The organism is Actinomadura livida (assembly GCF_014648675.1).
Lineage (GTDB): Bacteria > Actinomycetota > Actinomycetes > Streptosporangiales > Streptosporangiaceae > Spirillospora > Spirillospora livida.
The window spans coordinates 1-17,339 of sequence record NZ_BMRO01000008.1; the positions used below are offsets into that span (position 1 = coordinate 1).

Below are 17,339 nucleotides of genomic sequence, written 5' to 3' on the forward strand. Positions count from 1 at the left end.
GGCGCGCCGGCGAGCGGTGGCTGCGGGCGGGCGCGTCGGTGCCGCAGCAGCAGACCATCCGGGACTTCGCCAGGTCCCGGGCCAAGGCGCTCAAGGACATCGCTGCGGGCCTGCCGGTGCGGCGGCGGGCGGGGATGCCCGGTTCAAGAAGCGCGGTCTGGCCGATCCGACGCTGAATTACACCCGCCGCGGGTTCCGTCTCAGGGACGGGCGGCTGCATCTGGCCGGGGGTATCGCGGTGAGGGTGGTGTGGTCGCGGGATCTGCCCGCCGGCCCGTCCTCGGTGCGGGTCTACCGCGATTCGCTCGGGCACTGGTACGCCTCCTTCGTCGTCGCGGCGCAGGTGCAACTGCTGCCGGCCACCGGGCGGGTGATCGGCGTGGACTGGGGTGTAAGTGAGATCGCGACCACCACCAGCGACGAGCACGACCTCGCCGCACTCCGGGCACGGGGAGAAGGCCGCTGCACGGATCGGCCGGTACCAGCGGCAGATGGCCCGGCGCCGCGCTCCAAAGGGCAAGGCCCAGTCCAGGGGGTACCGGCGGGCGCAGAAGCGGGCGGCCAAGGCGCATAAGAAGGCCGCGCGGCAGCGGACCGACGACACCCGTAAATGGGCCAAGAAGGTCGCCCGCGACTTCGATGCGATCGCGGTCGAGGACTTCCGCCCCAAGTTCCTGGCCCGCTCCACGATGGCGCGCAAGGCCGCCGACGCCGCGATCGGCGCCACCAAGCGGGCCCTGGTCGAGATGGGCCGCAAGCATGGCCGGGACGTCCGGCTGGTGGACCCGGCGTACACCACGATGGACTGCGGTGACTGCGGTGCGAGAGCCAAGCATCGCCTCCCGCTGTCCGAACGCACATACACCTGCACCGCGTGCGGAGTCTCCCGGCCCCGGGACAAGAACTCCGCGCGTGTGATGCTGGTCCGGGCGGGTCTGGACCCGGACGGTGCCGATGGCGCAAGACCTCCCGCCCCGCCGGGGCGGAAGGCTGCCTGAGCCGTGAATCCCCGCCTTTCTCATGGCGGGAGGGGACATCGAGAATCCCCTCCCTTCAGAGAGGGGAGCAGTCAAATCTTGTTCGCCATCCCGCTGGCGCTCCGGACGCGGAACGTGAATGTTGGGAACCCCCTGCCGAGGAGAATCCAGGGTGATCATGAACATCGCCTTCCCCGTGTGCGGCGTCATGCTCACGATCGTCTTCCTCTACAAGCTGCGCTACCTGCGGCAACGCTGGAGCAGCGCCCGGGTGTGGGCACTGTGCGCCACCGTCTTCTGCTTCGCCGTCACCATGTGGTCCGCATTTCCGGCCAGCGTTAAGGTCATTAATCGCGCCACCGGAATTCCGAACGTCGCGGAACTGGTGGCCGCGGTCGGCCTGGCGGCGCTCGGCGGGCTGTTCCTCGTCCTGGCGCTGCTGTGGCGCTACTCGACGGCGCGGGCGTGGCCGCGGATCCGCTGGGTGATCCCGGCCTATTCCCTCGTGATCGCCAGCATGGTCGTGCTGTTCGCGTTGTCGGACGTGCCGGAGGAGCGGCCCGTCGACTTCACGTTCCACTACGCCGGGCAGCCGACCATCGCCGCGATGTACACGATCTACTACGCGGCGACGGTCACCGGGTCGACGATCCTGACCCGCTGGTGCCTCACCTGGGCGCGGCAGCCCGACTACGCCGACCTGCCCTACCTGCGCCGGGGCCTGCGGCTCTACGGCGGCGCCAGCCTCGTCCTGGTCGTCTACGCGCTGCTCCGCCTGCTGACGATGGCCGCGAACTGGCTGGGCTCGTCCGCACTGGACCCGATGGGCAACCTGGTGCCGGTCATCGCGTCGCTCACCGGCTGCTTCCTGCTGACCGCCGCCCTGGTGATCCCCGTCTGGGGGCCGCGCTGGTCCGCCGCCCGCCGCGCCCTCGGCCTGTGGTCGGCGTACTGGACGCTGCGGCCGCTGCACCGCGACCTGCGCGACGTCAACCCGAACGCCGTGTTCGTCGCGCCCGGCAGGCGGCTGGACGTCCAGCACCGGATCCGCCGGACGCTGATCGAGCTGAGCGACTGGCGGTGGACGCTGAGCCCGCTGTTCGACCCCGCCGTCCAGGAGGACGCCTGCCGGCTGGGCGAGCGCCACGGGCTCGCCGGGGAGCGCCTCACCACCACGGTCGAGGCCGCCCAGATCAAGGCCGCCCTGCACGCCTGGCGGGACGGCGTCCGCGCCGGCGACGCCACCGCCGCCGACCGGTACGGCGACGAGCGCGACGGCACCGACCTGCACTGCGAGCTCGCCTGGTGGCGCGAGGTGGCCGCCGCCTACCGGTCCGCCGCGGTGGCCGGGGTGCTCGCGCGGACCCGCCGGCCGGCCACCGCCCCTCCCTCCTGACGCACCACGGGCGGAGGCCGATCACCCCACGTCAACGCCCCTGCGTGCATGGAATGTCCTGAATAGGGCATATGGCCGCCCGTCCGGTGCGGAGAGGAGCGACATGAGGCTGCTGGGACGTTTCAGACGGCGGGGGACGAGGCACGCCGTGAAGCCGGCGCGGACGGGACGCCGCGTGCCGACCTTCCGGGAGATGCACGCCCGGATGCGGACCGAGCGCGCCGAGGCGGATCTCATGGCGACCGAGGCGCGCATCCACCAGGAGGCGGAACGCTACCGCCGCGGTATGCACCGTGCCGGCTGACGGCGAGCGGCGGCACCGCCCGGAGATCCGGAGGAGGACCCGATGGGGCTGTTCGACAAGCTGAAGAACAGGACGCAGCGCGGCAAGGGGCGCGCCAAGGAGGCCGCGGGGCGCGAGTCGCGCGATCCGTACCTGGAGGCCGAGGGCCGCAAGGACCGCATGGCCGGCGGCGCCAAGCAGGTCGGCGAGAAGGCCAAGGACGCGGTCCGCGAGGTTCGGCGCTCCGGCAGGCGGTGACGGATCCCGCTCCTGGGATCCGATTGGGGCTTGGCCCGGAGAAGCGGTCGGAAAGTGGCCGCTTCTCCGGGCATCGTTGGTTCCGGCCTGATCACGAGGAACCAGGGAGCCGACCATGCCCGTCCTGGACGACCGGGCGCTCAACCGCGCCGCGCTCGCCCGGCAACTGCTGCTCGACCGTTCGGACCTGCCGGCGTCCGACGCCGTCGCGCACCTCTGCGGCCTGCAGGCGCAGGAGCCGCAGGAGCCGTTCGTCGGGCTCTGGTCACGGCTCCGCGCGTTCGACCCGGCGGAGCTGTCGGACCTGCTGACCGGGCGGCGCGTCGTGCGCACGCACCTCATGCGCCGCACCGTCCACCTCGTCACCGCCGACGACGTCCTCGCGTGGCGGGCGCGGCACACCGCCATGCTGCGCCAGAAGGCACTCGGGGTCTACCGCCGCGACCTCGACGGCGTCGACCTCGACGAACTCGCCGCGGCGGGCCTGGCGGTGCTGGGCGACGGCCGCCCCCGCACGATGGCCGAGATGGTCGACGCGGTCGCCGGGCGCTGGCCGGACGTGCCGCGCCGGGCCCTGGGGGAGATGCTCGTCTCCGCGCTCCCCACGGCGCAGGCGCCGCCGCGCGGGGTGTGGCGGGAGAAGGCGGGGGTCCGCAACGTCCTGCTGACGTCCTGGCTCGGCCGGGAGATCGACCCGCTGCCCGAGGACGACACGGACCCGGTCGGCCAGGCGATGGTGCGGCGCTACCTCGCCGCGTACGGCCCCGCCACCACGGCCGACCTGCGCGCCTGGTGCGGGCTCGCCGGGCTGCGGGCCGCGGTCGCCGCCGTGCGCGGGGAACTGGTCGCCTTCCGGGACGAGCGGGGCCGCGAGCTGCTCGACCTCCCCGGCGCCCCGCGCCCCGACCCGGACACGCCCGCCCCCGTACGGTTCCTCCCCGCGTTCGACAACGCGATCCTCGGCTACAACGACCGCAGCCGCATCATCGACGACGCCCATCGCGGGATCTCCGTCGCCGGTGAACGCGCCGTCCTGGTCGACGGCCGGGTCTGCGCCACCTGGACCGTCGAAGCGGACACCGTCGTGGTCAGCCCCCTGAACCGCATCGCCAAGACCGACCGGCACGCCGTCGAGGAGGAGGGTGCCCGGCTGGCCTCCCTCCTCACCGGCGGGGACCGGGTGGAGATCATCAAGTCGCCGGAGCGGTAACCCGTTCATGGTCATCGAGCGTCACATCTGAGAAACGAGCTTCACCGCAAAGCCCCGCAGGGAAGGCGTTCATGACCAGATCTAGAAAGATCATGGGAGTGGTGGCGGCGGCCGCGCTCATCGTGCCGGTGCCAGCCGGGACGGCCGGCGCGGCCGCGGACTGCGACCTCGCGGCGGCGGTGGGCGACCCCGCCGCGACCGTGGACGGGAAGGCCGGCGCCGGTGCGGTCCACGTCCGGTGCGGCGACCGGTGGCTGACCCTGACGCAGGGCGCCGCCGGCATCGGCGACGAGCCCGAGGCGGGCGACTCGTTCGGCGCGGCGGTCGCCGTGGCCGACGTCAACGGGAACGGCGCCAAGGACCTGATCGTCGGCGTGCCGGGAGAGAACGCGGGCGGCGGCCTGGCGCACGTGGTCTTCGATCCGGGCCGGGACGCGCGGCCCGCGCCGCTCACGCTGGGCCAGGGCGCCGGCGGAGCGGGCGACAGGACCGAGGCGGGCGACGGCTTCGGCACGGCCGTGAGCGGGATGCGCGGCACGGTGCTCGTCGGCGCCCCCGGCGAGGACCTGGGAGACGGCGAGAGCAAGACCGACGCGGGCCTCGTCCACGTCCTGGGGGTCTACGGCGGCGAGGTCGAGGGCGTCACGCTGCTGCACCAGGACGTCCAGGACTTCGCCGGCACCGTCGAGGCGGGCGACCGGTTCGGCGCGTCGCTGGCGGGCGGCGACTTCGACAAGCCGACCGCGGTGATCGGGGTGCCCGGCGAGGACGTCGGCACCAAGAAGGACGCCGGGATGGTCCACATCGTCGAGGACCCGCAGGTCGCGATCGAGTCGGCCGGGATCGGCCAGGACTCCGCCGGCATCAGCGGCGCGTCCGAGGCGGGCGACCGGTTCGGCGCGAGCGTCTCCGCCGCCTGGCACCCGGCCCTGCCGATGCGCGTGGCGGTCGGGGTGCCCGGCGAGGACATCGGCGACGCGTCCGACGCCGGGATGGTGACCGTCCTCGGCTACGACGGCAGGCAGGTCAGCGAGGTGCTGGCCGTGCACCAGGGCGTCGCCGGGGTTCCGGGGGCCAACGAGTCCGGCGACGGGTTCGGCACCAGCGTGGCCGCCGGCGTCGTCGAGTCGGCCTCGGCGCCCCCGGAGGTGTCGGTGGCGATCGGCTCGCCCGGCGAGGACGTGGGCGGCCTGGCCGACGCGGGCCGGGTGCACGGGGCGCAGGTCGGGTCCGCCCCGCGGGTGGACGGCACCGTCAGCCAGGGGACCGACGGGTTCGGCGGCGAGCCGCTGGCCGGAGCGCGGTTCGGCGCCGCGGTGGCGTTCGGGCCCGGCGCCGCGGGCATCGTGGCCGGCGCTCCCGGGCACGACGGCAAGGGCGCCGCGCACGCGACGCCCTGGCGGGCGCTGTTCGGCACGCCGGTGGTGGCGGACAACTGGTTCGCCGGCCAGGACGGCGTGCCCACGGGCAGCCGGTTCGGCGCGAGCGTGGCCGGGAACACGGCCGGGTGACCCCGGCCTGATCCGCGATCGAGGACGGACCGCCGCCCCACGGGCGGCGGTCCGTTCCCGTCCGCGGCCGGATCTCCGCGAGATCGCTATTGCCGCGGTACGTGGCCAACTCTAGGGTGGACAGGTGTCCAGTCAGGTGCACAGCCTCCGTGCGGCACCGCCCCGGCCCGCGCGCCCCACCCGTCCAGGAGCACCCGTCCAGGAGAACCATGGCCATCCGCGTCCTCCACGTGGCGACCGGCAACGTCGGCCGCATCGCCCTGTCCCAGCTGATCGAGGATCCCCGCTTCGACCTGGCCGGGCTCGTCGTGTCGAACCCCGACAAGATCGGCCGGGACGCCGGTGAGCTCGCGGGCCTCGACGTGGTCACGGGCGTGCAGGCCACCGGCGACCTGGAGGCGGCGCTGGCCGCGCGGCCCGAGTGCACGGTGTACTGCGCCCTCGGCGAGATCCGGCTCACCAAGGCCCTCGGCGACATCCGGACGATCCTCGCCTCGGGCAGCAACGTCGTCGCCTCCTCACCGGTCCCCCTGATCTACCCGTGGGGCGTCCTGCCGGACGGCATGATCGACCCGGTCGAGGACGCCTGCCGGGCCGGCGGCACGAGCCTCTTCGTCACCGGGGTGGACCCAGGGTGGGCCAACGACCTGCTGCCCTTCGCGATCGCGAGCACCTGCCAGCGGGTGGAGCAGGTGCGCTGCCTGGAGATCGCCGACTACGCGAGCTACGACGGCAGCCCGGTCATCCTCGACTTCATGGGCTTCGGCCGGCCGGTGGGGGACCTGCCGAAGATGTTCCGGCCGGGCATGCTGGCGGCGTCCTGGGGCGTCAGCCTCCGGATGCTGGCCCGCGGCTTCGGCTTCGAGCTGGACGAGATCACCGAGTGGTTCGAGCAGGAGCCGGCGCCGGAGGCGTTCGACGTCGCCGCCGGGCACATCCCCGCGGGCGGGGTGGCGGCCGTGCGGTTCCAGATCCGCGGCGTCGTCGGCGGCAAGGAGGTCCTCGTCATCGACCACACGAACCGGCTCCGCGGCGACCTGCGCCCCGACTGGCCGCAGCCCGCGCAGGACGGCGGCTCCTACCGCGTCGAGATCGACGGCGAGCCCTCGTACCGCGTGGACGTCTGCCCGTCCAGCGCCCGCGGCGACCACAACTACTCCGCGATCGCCTCGGGCGCCGGGCGGATCGTCAACGCGATCCCCGACGTCGTCGCGGCGCCGCCGGGGCTCCGGACCCCGCTCGACCTGCCGTTCAACACCGCCCGCGGCGTCTTCGCGACGACCCTGCCCCGCTGACCGCCCCGCTGAAAACGCCTGACCGCTGATACCGAGCCGCTGAAAACGAGGAGGACCGGAACGATGGGACGTGTGGCCGGGAAGGTCGCCCTGATCAGCGGCGGCGCACGGGGCATCGGAGCGGCCGCCGCCCGCGCGCTCGCCGCCGAGGGCGCCGAGGTCGTGATCGGCGACATCCTCGACGAGGAGGGCGCGGCCGTCGCGGACGAGCTGGGCGCCGCCGCCCGCTACGTGCACCTGGACGTGACCCGCGCCGAGGACTGGACGGCCGCCGTCGAGACCGCCGTCCGCGAGTTCGGCCGCCTCAACGTGCTCTTCAACAACGCCGGGATCGTCAACGGCGGCGCCATCGGCCGCTTCAAGGAGGCGAAGTGGCGGGAGATCATCGACGTCAACCTCACCGGTCCCTTCCTCGGCATCCGCGCGTCCGCCGACGCGCTGATCGCGGCCGGCGGCGGCTCGATCATCAACAACTCCTCCATCGAGGGGCTGCGCGGCACCTCCGGCGTGCACGGCTACGTGGCCTCGAAGTGGGGCCTGCGCGGCCTGACCAAGTCGGTCGCCATCGAGCTGGCCCCGCACGGCGTCCGGGTGAACTCGTTGCACCCCGGCCTGATCCGGACACCGATCACCGAGGGCATCCCCGACGACATGATCCCGATCCCGCTGGGCCGTCCCGGGCAGCCGGAGGAGGTCGCCGCGTTCGTGGTCTTCCTGGCCAGCGACGAGTCCTCGTACGCCACCGGGACCGAGTTCACGATGGACGGCGGAGCCGTCAACCAGATCCCGCACAAGGGCTGACCGGCGCACCTTCCGCGTTGGTAGAACCTGTTCTACTATTGCCGGAACGCTGACTGGACAGGTGTCCGGAGGGAGTGAGCGAGCCGATGCTCCTGATCGAGGACGCCGACCGCGTCCGGACGTTGACGCTCGACCGCCCGGCGGCCCTCAACGCGTTCAACGAGGCCCTCTACGACGCGCTCACGGACGCGCTCCAGGAGGCCGCCGAGGACCCCTCGGTCGCGGTGGTGCTGCTGACCGGCGCCGGCCGGGCGTTCAGCTCCGGAACCGACCTGCTGGAGATGGGCGAGCGCATCGCGAACCCGGACTTCAAGCCCGGCCGGCACGGGTTCCTCGGCCTCGTCGACGCGCTGCGGGACTTCGACAAGCCGCTGATCCTCGCGATCAACGGGCTCGGCCTCGGCATCGGACTGACGATCATCGGCTTCGCGGACCTCGTGTTCATGTCCAGCGACGCGCGGCTCAAGACGCCCTTCACCAGCCTCGGCGTCGCGCCGGAGGCCGCGTCGAGCTACCTGCTGCCCCTCCTGATCGGCCGGCAGAACGCCGCCTGGGTCCTGCTCTCCTCCGAGTGGATCTCGGCGGCCGAGGCCAAGGAGATGGGACTGGTCTGGCGGATCTGCGAGCCCGGCGACCTGATGGCGGAGGCCCGGCGCGCCGCGGCCACGCTGGCGAGCCGCCCGATCTCCAGCCTGCGCGAGGTCAAGCGCGACATGACCGCCCCCCTGCGCGAGGAGATACGGCGGGCGCGGGAGCGGGAGAACGACGGTTTCGTCCGCCTCATGGGCGGCCCCGCCAACGCCGAGGCGCTGGCGGCGTTCGCGGAGGGCCGCGAGCCCGACTTCACATCGCTGCCGCCGGGCTGGTGACGCCCGGCGGGGACAGGAGGCTGTCGTGGACGCACCGACCACGACCCGGGACGAGCAACCGGTCAACGACACGATCAACCTGGTCAGCGGCGCGTTCTGGGGCCGCGACCCGCACGCCGAGCTCCGCTGGATAAGGGAGAACGCGCCCGTCTACTGGGACCCCCACGGCGAGGTCTGGGGCGTGTCCACCTACGCGGCGGTCAAGTACGCCTCCCGGCACCCCGAGCAGTTCTGCAGCAACCGGGGCATCCGCCCCGACGCCGACCCGCTGCCGATGATGATCGACATGGACGACCCCGAGCACAAGCTGCGCCGCAAGCTGGTCAGCGCGGGCTTCACCCCGCGACGGGTCGCCGGGCGCCGCGCGTACCTCGAACGGGTCTGCGACGAGATCATCGACGCGGTCTGCGAGCGCGGCGAGTGCGACTTCGTCGCCGACCTGGCCGCCCAGCTCCCGCTGATCGTGATCGGCGACGCCCTCGGCTTCGCGCCCGCGGACCGGCAGAGGCTGCTGGCCTGGTCCGACGACATGCTCCGGGCGCTGACCGGCGGCGACGACCCCGGCCTCCTCGTCCGCGCCACCGAGGCGTTCGAGGGCTTCAACGACTACGCCGCCGCCGTGGTGGCCGACCGCCGCCAGTGCCCCCGCGACGACCTCATCAGCGCCCTCACCCACGCGACCGTCGACGGCCACCGGCTCGACCACGACTCCCTGCTGCAGGAGTCCCTCCTCATCCTCATCGGCGGCGACGAGACGACGCGCCACGTCATCTCCGGCGGGATGTGGCAGCTGTTCCAGCACCCCGACCAGCGCGACGCCCTGATCGCGGACCCGTCCGGGATCCCCGCCGCGGTGGAGGAGATGCTGCGCTGGGTGTCCCCGATCAAGAACATGGCCCGCACCGCCACCCGCGACACCGTCCTCGACGGCCGGCGCATCGCCGCCGGCGACACGCTCCTGCTGCTGTACCCGTCCGCCAACCGGGACGCGAGCGTGTTCACCGACCCCGACACCTTCGACATCACCCGCCACCCCAACGACCACCTGGCCTTCGGCAACGGCCCCCACTTCTGCCTGGGCAACAGCCTGGCCCGCCTGGAACTCCAGGTGATGTTCACCAAACTCCTGACCCGCCTCCCCGACCTGCACCCCGTGACCCCCGACGAACCCTCCCACCGCCCCGCCAACTTCGTCTCCGGCTACGAATCGATGCCCGTCCGCTTCACCCCCACCCGCCCCAGCCGGCCGTAACACCGGCACTCGTCCGGCGGGCGAGTGATCGCCGCCGGGTGGGGTAGTCGGTGGGGGCGTTCAGTTGGCTTTGCCGTGGAGTTGGGCGACTATGAGTGGTTCTTCCGTGCCTGCGGGTGGACGGTCCGAGGTGCGGCCGGGGCGGTCGCTGGGGGCCGCCGCCCTGATCGGGGTGGCGCTGATGGCGGCGGTCGACGAGATCGTCTTTCACCAGTTGCTCGGCTGGCACCACTTCTACGACCGCTCCACTCCGGCGATCGGCCTGCTCACCGACGGGCTGCTGCACACGGCCGAACTGCTGGGTCTCGTGATCGGTTTCGTGTGGTGGGCCGATCTCCGGCGCGGCCGGGCATTGTCGGCGGCGCACGCCTGGGCCGGGCTGTTCCTCGGGCTGGGCGGCTTTCAATTGTTCGACGGCCTGATCGACCACAAGGTGCTTCGCGTCCACCAGGTGCGTTATGACATTCCCGATCTCCTGCCCTATGACCTGGCCTGGAATGGTGCCGGGCTGATGCTGCTGGCCATCGGCGCGGTCCTGGCCGTGCGTGCGCGCCGATCGGTCGGCCGGGAGCGGTGATGCACCACGAGCATGGCCCGGCCCTCGACGTCGGGCCGCCCTTGGCCGGGGCGTGCGCGTTGCTGGCCGTGGCCGTCTATCTTGTCGCCGCGCGGAGGCTGCGGAGCCGTGGAGACGCTTGGCCGTGGCGGCGGGACGCCTGCTTCGCCGCCGGTGGCGCCGCGTTGTTCGTCGCGGTCGCCGGGCCGCTGCCGGGCGGGGCGTTCACCGTCCACATGGCGCAGCACCTGCTGGCCGGGATGGTCGCGCCGCTGCTGCTGGTGCTCGCCCGGCCGCTGACGCTGGCGCTGCGGGTCCTGCGCCCCGGACGGCCGCGCCGGGCGCTGCTGGCGGCGGCGCACTGGCGCGTGTCCGGCTGGCTGCTGTTCCCGCCGGTCGCGGCCGTGCTCGACATGGGCGGGCTGTGGGTGCTGTACCGGACGCCGCTGCTGGCCGCCGCCCACGACCGGCCCGTCCTGAACGCGTTGGTACACGTGCACGTGGTGGCCGCCGGCGTGCTGTTCACCGCCGCGATCTGCCAGCTGGATCCGGTGCGGCGGCGCTGGGGCCTGCCGCTTCGCGGGGCGACGCTGCTGGCCGCCGGGGCGGCGCATGCCGTCCTCGCCAAGACCCTTTACGCCCTGCCCCCGCCCGGGACGGCCTTCGCGCCGGGTGACCTGCACGTCGCCGCCCAGTTGATGTACTACGGCGGCGACCTGGTCGAGGTCGCGCTGGCGGTGGTCATCGCCGTCCAGTGGTACGCCGCCGCCGGGCGCCGGCGGCGGACGCCGCGCACGCTCATGGGCGCATCGCACATTCCATAACCCACTCGGACAAATCGCTTCACCATCGGCATATCGGATCTTGCATTTCGGGGCAGATGTCGGGCTTTTTGTAGGTTGTCAACAGGCGGGTTTCCGGCTCGCCGCCTTTCTTCGCCCCGTCAGGTTTCGAGGTGACGACGGAGGTAAAAGCAGTTCTCGCGGCCTCGGTAAGAGGTGCCGTAAGACGTCGGCTCGATCATGTGTCTCCCCGCTGATCGCGCAGGCAGCACACGAAAAGGAGCGCCATGAGGGCGGGGGAGTGATGCCGATGGGTTTGTCCGAGTACGAGCGGACGGTGCTGCGGCAACTCGACGCCGAACTCCACCGGGAGGACCCGCGGTTGAGGCGGCGGCTGACCGAGTTCACCGCGCCGCCCGAGGACGCGCCCGAGGACGGGGACGTCACCTGGCGGCCGCCCCGGGCCGCGGTGGCCCTCGCGGCGGTGATGCTCGCCGCGGTCACCTTCATGATGGTGATGATCCCGCTGGTCATGCGGCAGCCCTGCCGCGTCCCCGCCACCGGTTCGCAGACCACCGCCGGCACCGTGGCGCCTTCGTCTGCGGGACCGCATCCCGGCTACCCCGCACGGGACGCCGGGGATCGTGCCGCCGAGCCCGGAGCCGGCCGGCCGTCCCCTTCGCCGACGTGCTGACACGGGGGGCGGCCCGTGTCCCGGCCGATCGCCTGATTCAAGGAGTGTTCTCGTGACCGACGTGCAACGGCCGGCCGGCGAGCCGACGACCTCACTGTCCGCGCCGGTACACGGCCAGAAGGGCAGGGTGCTGGTCGAGTGGCTGACCACCACCGACCACAAGAAGATCGGGTACCTGTACCTGATCGCCTCGTTCGGGTTCTTCTCGCTCGCCGGGCTGATGGCCATGGTCGTCCGCGGGGAACTGGCGCAGCCGGGGCTGCAGGTGGTGAGCAACGAGCAGTACAACCAGATGTTCACCATGCACGGCACGATCATGATGTTCTTCTTCGCGACCCCGCTGTTCGCGGGCTTCGCCAACGTCATCATGCCGCTGCAGATCGGGGCGCCGGACGTGGCGTTCCCGCGGCTGAACGCGCTGAGCTTCTGGCTGTTCTTCTTCGGCGCCCTGGTCGCCATCTCCGGTTTCCTGACCCCGGACGGCGGCCCCAGCTTCGGGTGGACCGCCTATGCGAACCTCTCGGACGACGCGCGTTCCCCGGGGGTGGGCGGGAACCTGTGGGTGGGCGGACTGATCATGTCGGGGTTCGGGACGATCCTGGGCGCCGTCAACTTCGTCACCACCGTCCTCACCATGCGCGCCCCCGGCATGACCATGTTCCGGATGCCGATCTTCACGTGGAACGTGCTGTTCACCTCGATCCTGGTCCTGCTGGCCTTCCCCGTTCTGGCGGCGGCCCTGGCCGCCCTGTGGGCGGACCGCATCCTGGACGCCCACATCTACGACCCCTCGCACGGCGGCCCGCTGATGTACCAGCACCTGTTCTGGTTCTTCGGGCATCCCGAGGTCTACATCGTCGCGCTGCCGTTCTTCGGGATCGTCACCGAGGTCATTCCCGTCTTCAGCCGCAAGCCCCTGTTCGGCTACGTCGGCATGGTCTTCGCCACCATCACCATCACCGGCCTGTCCATGACGGTCTGGGCGCACCACATGTTCGCCACCGGACGGGTGCTGCTGCCGTTCTTCTCCTTCCTGTCCTTCCTGATCGCCGTCCCGACCGGAATCAAGTTCTTCAACTGGGTCGGGACGATGTGGCGCGGGCAGATCGTGCTGCAGTCCCCGATGCTGTGGGCGCTGGGGTTCCTGGTCACCTTCCTGTTCGGCGGCCTCACGGGCGTCATCCTCGCCTCGCCGCCGCTCGACTTCCACACCCACGACTCGTACTTCGTCGTCGCGCACTTCCACTACGTGCTGTTCGGCACCGTGGTGTTCGCCATGTTCGCCGGATTCTCCTTCTGGTGGCCGAAGATGACCGGCAGGATGCTGGACGAAAGGCTGTCGAAGATCCATTTCTGGATGCTGTTCATCGGCTTCCACACGACCTTCCTCGTCCAGCACTGGCTCGGCGCCGAAGGCATGCCGCGCCGCTACGCGGACTACGCCGACGAGTTCTCCACCCTGAACCTGGTCTCGTCCGCCGGCGCCGCGCTGCTGGGCCTGTCGACCTTCCCGTTCCTGTGGAACGTCTGGCGCACCGCGCGCAAGGGCCGGGACGTGAACGTCGACGACCCCTGGGGCTACGGCAACTCCCTGGAATGGGTCACGTCCTGCCCGCCGCCGCGCCACAACTTCAACGCCGTCCCGAGCATCCGCTCCGAACGTCCCGCCTTCGACCTCCACCATCCCCACATCGGCGTCGGCCCCGCTCAGCCGGATCGACCGGCCGGCGACTGAGGCAAGGGCAGCCCGTCCTGACGTGCGAAAACGTTCGGCCGCCGATGGCCGCGACCGGGCCAAAGCGGAATAAAGATCTTGAAGTCTGCCCGCCGGAGATGTGCGGAGCGGGTCCTGACGGGTAGGCGCACCGAGCGTCATGGCGACGTGCAAGCGAGAGGAAGGACGAGCCTGGTGGCGTTCAATCCGTTCGAACACCGCGGTATCCCGATCGACGACCAGTTCCGCAACTGGGGCCAGCTCGACGTGGCCCCGGTCGACCCCGACAACTCCGACCCGTACACGAAGTGCCGCATCATCGCGCTGAACGGCCTCGAGGTGGAGGCCATCATGTACAGCCACCACTTCGCGCGGATGTGTCCCGACATCGAGACCAAGCGGCAGCTGGCCAAGGTCCGCTACGTCGAACAGCAGCAGCAGAAGGTCGTCAACTGGCTGCTGCCCGGCCAGGCGTCCGTCCTGGAGACCACCATCTCCTACGAGCAGGTCGCCACCGACCTGACCGGCTGGGTGGCCCGGATGGAGCCCGACCCGTACCTCAAGGCGTGCTACGAGTTCGGCCTCCTGGAGGACTTCGACCACCTGTACCGGTACGCCAACCTCTACGAGATGATCGAGCACCGCAAGGCGGAGAAGATCGTCGACGGGCTCACCGAGGTGATGCCGGGCCGCCCCACCTACCAGCAGCACCGCAACCCGGTCGACAACGTCCGCGAGCCCTACGACCGCGACGCCGCCGCGCCGCTGTCGAAGCTGCACGCGCTGACCATCATGGCGGCCGAGCAGCAGACGATGAACTTCTACATGAACATGGGCCCGCTCTACATGGAGCCCATCGCCCGGCAGCTCTACCAGGAGATCGGGATGGTGGAGGAGGAGCACGTCACCCACTACGAGTCCATGCTGGACCCGAACGAGACCTGGTACGAGCGCCTCGTCAACCACGAGTACAACGAGTGCTATCTGTACTACTCGTTCATGCAGACCGAGAGCGACCCGCGCGTCAAGGGCATCTGGGAGCTGCACCTGAACATGGAGCTGGAGCACCTGCGCCTCGCGTGCGACATGATGCGCCAGGCGGAGGGCCGCGACCCGGAGGCGATGCTGCCGCGGGAGCTGCCCGAGCCGGTCACGTTCGAGCCGAACAAGGCGTACATCCGCGAGCTGCTCGCCACGCAGATCGACTACACCACGCTCGGCACCGGCATCGTCTGGGAGGCCCACGAGCGGTTCGAGGCGATGCAGGACAAGATCAACGCCGAGCGGCCGTCGACCGAGGTCGTCATCGACGAGCACCGGCACAAGTTCGGCGACGAGTACCGCCTGCAGACCGAGGGCGCGCACCCGGTCCCGCGCCTGCGCGACAAGCCGTACGAGTAACGCCCGCGGCCCCCGGTACATCGCACCCCTGGCGGGTGGTCACGAACGACGAAGCGAGGGAACGGCAGTGAGCACCACCGAGAAGCAGTACTCGTCCACCGAGGATCTGATCGACCTGCTGAAGGCGCAGCACGGCCAGATCCGCGACCTGTTCGACGAAGTCATGCACTCCCAAGGGCAGGAGCGCAAGGAGGCGTTCCGCGCCCTGGTACGGCTGCTGGCCGTGCACGAGACCGCGGAAGAGGAGATCGTCCACCCGATGGCCCGCCGCATTCCGGGCGGGGACGGGATCGTGGACGACCGGCTCGCCGAGGAGCGCGCCGCCAAGGAGACGCTGTCCGAGCTGGACGGCATGGACACCGACGACCCCGCGTTCCTCAAGACGCTCGACAAGCTGCGGATGGATGTGCTGACCCACGCTCGTGCCGAGGAGCGCTACGAGTTCGAGCGGATCCAGGACGAGTTCAGCCCGGCGCAGCTGAAGGGGTTCGCGGCCGCGGTCCGCGCCGCCCAGGCGACCGCCCCCACCCGCCCGCACCCCGGGACCGAGAGCGCGACCAAGAACATGCTGATGGGCCCGCCCGTCGCGATCATGGACCGCGTCCGCGACATGATCCGCGAGGCCCGCGACAAGGGCTGACCGACCGCACCGCCGAGCCGGCCGGGCCCCGCCCGGCCGGCTCGCCACGTCCCCGGGTCTATGTCCGGGCGCCGTCCGGGCGGATCACCGCTCGCACGCAGTCGTCCTTCTTGTTCTTGAACATGTCGTAGGCGTGGGGCGCGTCGTCCAGGGACACCTCATGGGTGGCCAGGTGGCGGGTGCTCAGCTCGCCTTTCGCGACGCGCTCCAGCAGCATCGGGATGTAGCGCTGGCCGTGCATCTGCGCGCCGCGCAGGGTGAGGCCCTTGTTCATCACGGCTCCCAGCGGGAACTTGTCGACGACGCCGCCGAAGACCCCCAGGACGAACACCGAGCCGGCCTTGCGGCAGGCGTAGATGGCCTCCCGGACGGCGGTCGGCCGGTCCGTCTGCAGCCGGAGCTGCTGCTTGACCTGGTCGTAGGCGTACTCGGGGCCGGGGCTGTGCGCCTCCATGCCGACCGCCTCGATGCACACGTCCGGTCCGCGCCCGCCGGTCCGCTCGCGGAGCTCGGCGCCGACGTCGGTCTCGGTGTAGTCGATGGTCTCGGAGCCGATGTGCTCGCGGGTCATCGCCAGGCGCTCGGGGAACCGGTCGATGGAGATGACGCGTTCGGCGCCCAGCAGCATCGCGGCGCGGGCCGCCATCTGCCCGACGGCCCCGCAGCCCCACACCGCCACCACGTCACCCGGCCGGACGCCGCCCAGATCGGCGCCCATCCAGCCGGTGGGCGCGGAGTCGGACACGAACAGCGCGCTGTCGTCGTCCACGCCCTCGGGGATGGTGAAGGCGCCGTAGTCGGCGAACGGGACGCGGACGTACTCGGCGTGGCTGCCGCGCAGCCCCGTCGCGGCGTGGGAGTAGCCGAACACCGTGCCCGGCTCGTAGCCCCACATCGCCTGGGTGATACCGGGGTTGGTGTTGGAGTTGTCGCACAGCGACCACAGGTCGTTGGCGCAGTACCAGCAGCGTCCGCAGCCGACGAACGAGCTCACCACGACCCGGTCGCCGACCCGGTGCCGCCGGACGGCCGGACCGGTCTCGACGACCTCGCCGATGAACTCGTGGCCGATGACGTCGCCGGCGCGCATCGCGGGGATGTAGCCGCCGATCAGGTGCAGGTCCGAGCCGCAGGTGGTGCCGGCGGTGACCTTGGCGATGACGTCCTGGTCGTTGCGGAGCTCCGGCTCCGGGACGTCCTCGACCGCCAGCTTGTTGACGCCTTCCCAGCACAGTGCCTTCACAGCCGTCCCTCCCCTCCGGCGCGGCGGGTCGCCAGCCCTACCAGCTTCCCGCCCGGCGTGTCCCGGACGGTGGGCGGCGCGTCCGGCTTCATGACCTCGCCGGTCTCGACCAGCGACTTGGCCTCGCGCAGCGCCCGCCGGACGCGCTGCCGCGGATCGTCGCCGGTCAGCCGCTTGAGCGTGCCGGTCGCGTCGGTCTCGCGCAGCCGCGCGGCGAGTTCGGTGCCCTTGCCGCCGGGCGCCGGGGCGGTCCTGATCTCGACGTGGTCGGCGAGCCCGACCAGCGGGGCCGGGATCTCGCGGAGCCGCTCCGGCGGGCAGTTGACGGTGACCACCAGCCAGCGGTTCGGCTCGGTGCCGGACCCGGAGGCCCGGGACTTCAGGCGCCGGATGGCGACACCGGCGCCGACGAGCGCGGCGGCCGTTCCCAGGGCGCGTTTCATGGTCTCTCTCCAGT

18 protein-coding genes are annotated in these 17,339 nt (G+C 71.6%); 16 read left to right on the forward strand and 2 right to left on the reverse strand.

Annotated elements, in window-relative coordinates; translation table 11 throughout:
• The first annotated feature begins 395 nt into the window (after positions 1-395).
• From IEZ03_RS19685 to IEZ03_RS19760, 16 genes are all read left to right on the forward strand, one after another.
• On the forward strand, positions 396-998 hold the full coding sequence (locus IEZ03_RS19685) for an RNA-guided endonuclease TnpB family protein (RefSeq protein WP_229808419.1): 603 nt from the start codon (positions 396-398) through the stop codon (positions 996-998).
• 157 nt (positions 999-1,155) lie between these two features.
• Entirely contained in the window at positions 1,156-2,373 is a 1,218-nt protein-coding gene (locus IEZ03_RS19690) for an MAB_1171c family putative transporter (protein WP_308427989.1), read from the forward strand.
• Positions 2,374-2,476: 103 nt separating this feature from the next.
• The gene (locus IEZ03_RS19695) at positions 2,477-2,677 is read left to right on the forward strand and encodes a hypothetical protein (RefSeq protein ID WP_184880108.1); all 201 of its coding nucleotides are present in this window, start codon (positions 2,477-2,479) and stop codon (positions 2,675-2,677) included.
• A 42-nt stretch (positions 2,678-2,719) separates the two neighbouring features.
• Positions 2,720-2,914 carry a CsbD family protein gene (locus IEZ03_RS19700; protein WP_132051812.1) on the forward strand — a complete coding sequence of 65 codons (195 nt, stop codon included), beginning with the start codon at positions 2,720-2,722 and terminating at the stop codon, positions 2,912-2,914.
• 115 nt (positions 2,915-3,029) lie between these two features.
• Positions 3,030-4,124 carry a winged helix DNA-binding domain-containing protein gene (locus tag IEZ03_RS19705; protein ID WP_184880110.1) on the forward strand — a complete coding sequence of 365 codons (1,095 nt, stop codon included), beginning with the start codon at positions 3,030-3,032 and terminating at the stop codon, positions 4,122-4,124.
• Positions 4,125-4,195: 71 nt separating this feature from the next.
• Complete coding sequence (locus IEZ03_RS19710; RefSeq protein WP_184880112.1) at positions 4,196-5,635, forward strand: FG-GAP repeat protein; 1,440 nt, start codon at positions 4,196-4,198, stop codon at positions 5,633-5,635.
• A gap of 209 nt (positions 5,636-5,844) precedes the next feature.
• A complete protein-coding gene (locus tag IEZ03_RS19715) occupies positions 5,845-6,930 on the forward strand; it encodes an NAD(P)H-dependent amine dehydrogenase family protein (protein ID WP_184880114.1) in 1,086 nt (361 codons plus the stop codon).
• Between the two features lie 63 nt (positions 6,931-6,993).
• Complete coding sequence (locus IEZ03_RS19720) at positions 6,994-7,731, forward strand: glucose 1-dehydrogenase (RefSeq protein ID WP_184880116.1); 738 nt, start codon at positions 6,994-6,996, stop codon at positions 7,729-7,731.
• 74 nt (positions 7,732-7,805) lie between these two features.
• Positions 7,806-8,600, forward strand: coding sequence for an enoyl-CoA hydratase/isomerase family protein (locus IEZ03_RS19725; RefSeq protein ID WP_221480548.1), 795 nt, complete (start codon positions 7,806-7,808; stop codon positions 8,598-8,600).
• A gap of 25 nt (positions 8,601-8,625) precedes the next feature.
• Positions 8,626-9,852 carry a cytochrome P450 gene (locus tag IEZ03_RS19730; RefSeq protein WP_229808420.1) on the forward strand — a complete coding sequence of 409 codons (1,227 nt, stop codon included), beginning with the start codon at positions 8,626-8,628 and terminating at the stop codon, positions 9,850-9,852.
• A 91-nt stretch (positions 9,853-9,943) separates the two neighbouring features.
• Positions 9,944-10,429, forward strand: coding sequence for a DUF2243 domain-containing protein (locus IEZ03_RS19735; protein ID WP_184880118.1), 486 nt, complete (start codon positions 9,944-9,946; stop codon positions 10,427-10,429).
• A complete protein-coding gene (locus IEZ03_RS19740; RefSeq protein ID WP_184880120.1) occupies positions 10,429-11,232 on the forward strand; it encodes a cytochrome c oxidase assembly protein in 804 nt (267 codons plus the stop codon). Before IEZ03_RS19735 ends, IEZ03_RS19740 begins: the two co-directional genes overlap by 1 nt.
• Positions 11,233-11,500: 268 nt before the next feature.
• Positions 11,501-11,884, forward strand: coding sequence for a DUF3040 domain-containing protein (locus IEZ03_RS19745; RefSeq protein WP_184880122.1), 384 nt, complete (start codon positions 11,501-11,503; stop codon positions 11,882-11,884).
• A gap of 94 nt (positions 11,885-11,978) precedes the next feature.
• Positions 11,979-13,619 (forward strand): aa3-type cytochrome oxidase subunit I, encoded by a 1,641-nt coding sequence (gene ctaD / locus IEZ03_RS19750; RefSeq protein ID WP_221481046.1) that lies wholly within the window; start codon positions 11,979-11,981, stop codon positions 13,617-13,619.
• 174 nt (positions 13,620-13,793) lie between these two features.
• Positions 13,794-14,999 (forward strand): hypothetical protein, encoded by a 1,206-nt coding sequence (locus tag IEZ03_RS19755; protein ID WP_184880124.1) that lies wholly within the window; start codon positions 13,794-13,796, stop codon positions 14,997-14,999.
• A gap of 67 nt (positions 15,000-15,066) precedes the next feature.
• Positions 15,067-15,639, forward strand: coding sequence for a hemerythrin domain-containing protein (locus IEZ03_RS19760; protein WP_184880126.1), 573 nt, complete (start codon positions 15,067-15,069; stop codon positions 15,637-15,639).
• Positions 15,640-15,697: 58 nt separating this feature from the next.
• On the opposite strand, the gene IEZ03_RS19765 is transcribed toward IEZ03_RS19760, so the two are convergent.
• Together IEZ03_RS19765 and IEZ03_RS19770 are read right to left on the reverse strand one after the other, a co-directional pair.
• Complete coding sequence (locus IEZ03_RS19765) at positions 15,698-16,882, reverse strand: zinc-dependent alcohol dehydrogenase (protein ID WP_184880128.1); 1,185 nt, start codon at positions 16,880-16,882, stop codon at positions 15,698-15,700.
• Positions 16,879-17,325, reverse strand: coding sequence for a hypothetical protein (locus IEZ03_RS19770; protein ID WP_184880130.1), 447 nt, complete (start codon positions 17,323-17,325; stop codon positions 16,879-16,881). Before IEZ03_RS19770 ends, IEZ03_RS19765 begins: the two co-directional genes overlap by 4 nt.
• Between the last annotated feature and the right edge of the window lie 14 nt (positions 17,326-17,339).

Excerpts from the sequence above, each read along its gene's own strand:
- IEZ03_RS19745 (WP_184880122.1), top strand. The coding sequence starts at position 11,501 with ATGGGTTTGTCCGAGTACGAGCGGACGGTGCTGCGGCAACTCGACGCC.
- IEZ03_RS19705 (WP_184880110.1), top strand. The coding sequence starts at position 3,030 with ATGCCCGTCCTGGACGACCGGGCGCTCAACCGCGCCGCGCTCGCCCGG.
- IEZ03_RS19695 (WP_184880108.1), top strand. The coding sequence starts at position 2,477 with ATGAGGCTGCTGGGACGTTTCAGACGGCGGGGGACGAGGCACGCCGTG.
- IEZ03_RS19720 (WP_184880116.1), top strand. The coding sequence starts at position 6,994 with ATGGGACGTGTGGCCGGGAAGGTCGCCCTGATCAGCGGCGGCGCACGG.
- IEZ03_RS19700 (WP_132051812.1), top strand. The coding sequence starts at position 2,720 with ATGGGGCTGTTCGACAAGCTGAAGAACAGGACGCAGCGCGGCAAGGGG.
- IEZ03_RS19770 (WP_184880130.1), bottom strand. The coding sequence starts at position 17,325 with ATGAAACGCGCCCTGGGAACGGCCGCCGCGCTCGTCGGCGCCGGTGTC.
- IEZ03_RS19740 (WP_184880120.1), top strand. The coding sequence starts at position 10,429 with ATGCACCACGAGCATGGCCCGGCCCTCGACGTCGGGCCGCCCTTGGCC.
- IEZ03_RS19690 (WP_308427989.1), top strand. The coding sequence starts at position 1,156 with ATGAACATCGCCTTCCCCGTGTGCGGCGTCATGCTCACGATCGTCTTC.
- IEZ03_RS19710 (WP_184880112.1), top strand. The coding sequence starts at position 4,196 with ATGACCAGATCTAGAAAGATCATGGGAGTGGTGGCGGCGGCCGCGCTC.
- IEZ03_RS19715 (WP_184880114.1), top strand. The coding sequence starts at position 5,845 with ATGGCCATCCGCGTCCTCCACGTGGCGACCGGCAACGTCGGCCGCATC.
- IEZ03_RS19735 (WP_184880118.1), top strand. The coding sequence starts at position 9,944 with ATGAGTGGTTCTTCCGTGCCTGCGGGTGGACGGTCCGAGGTGCGGCCG.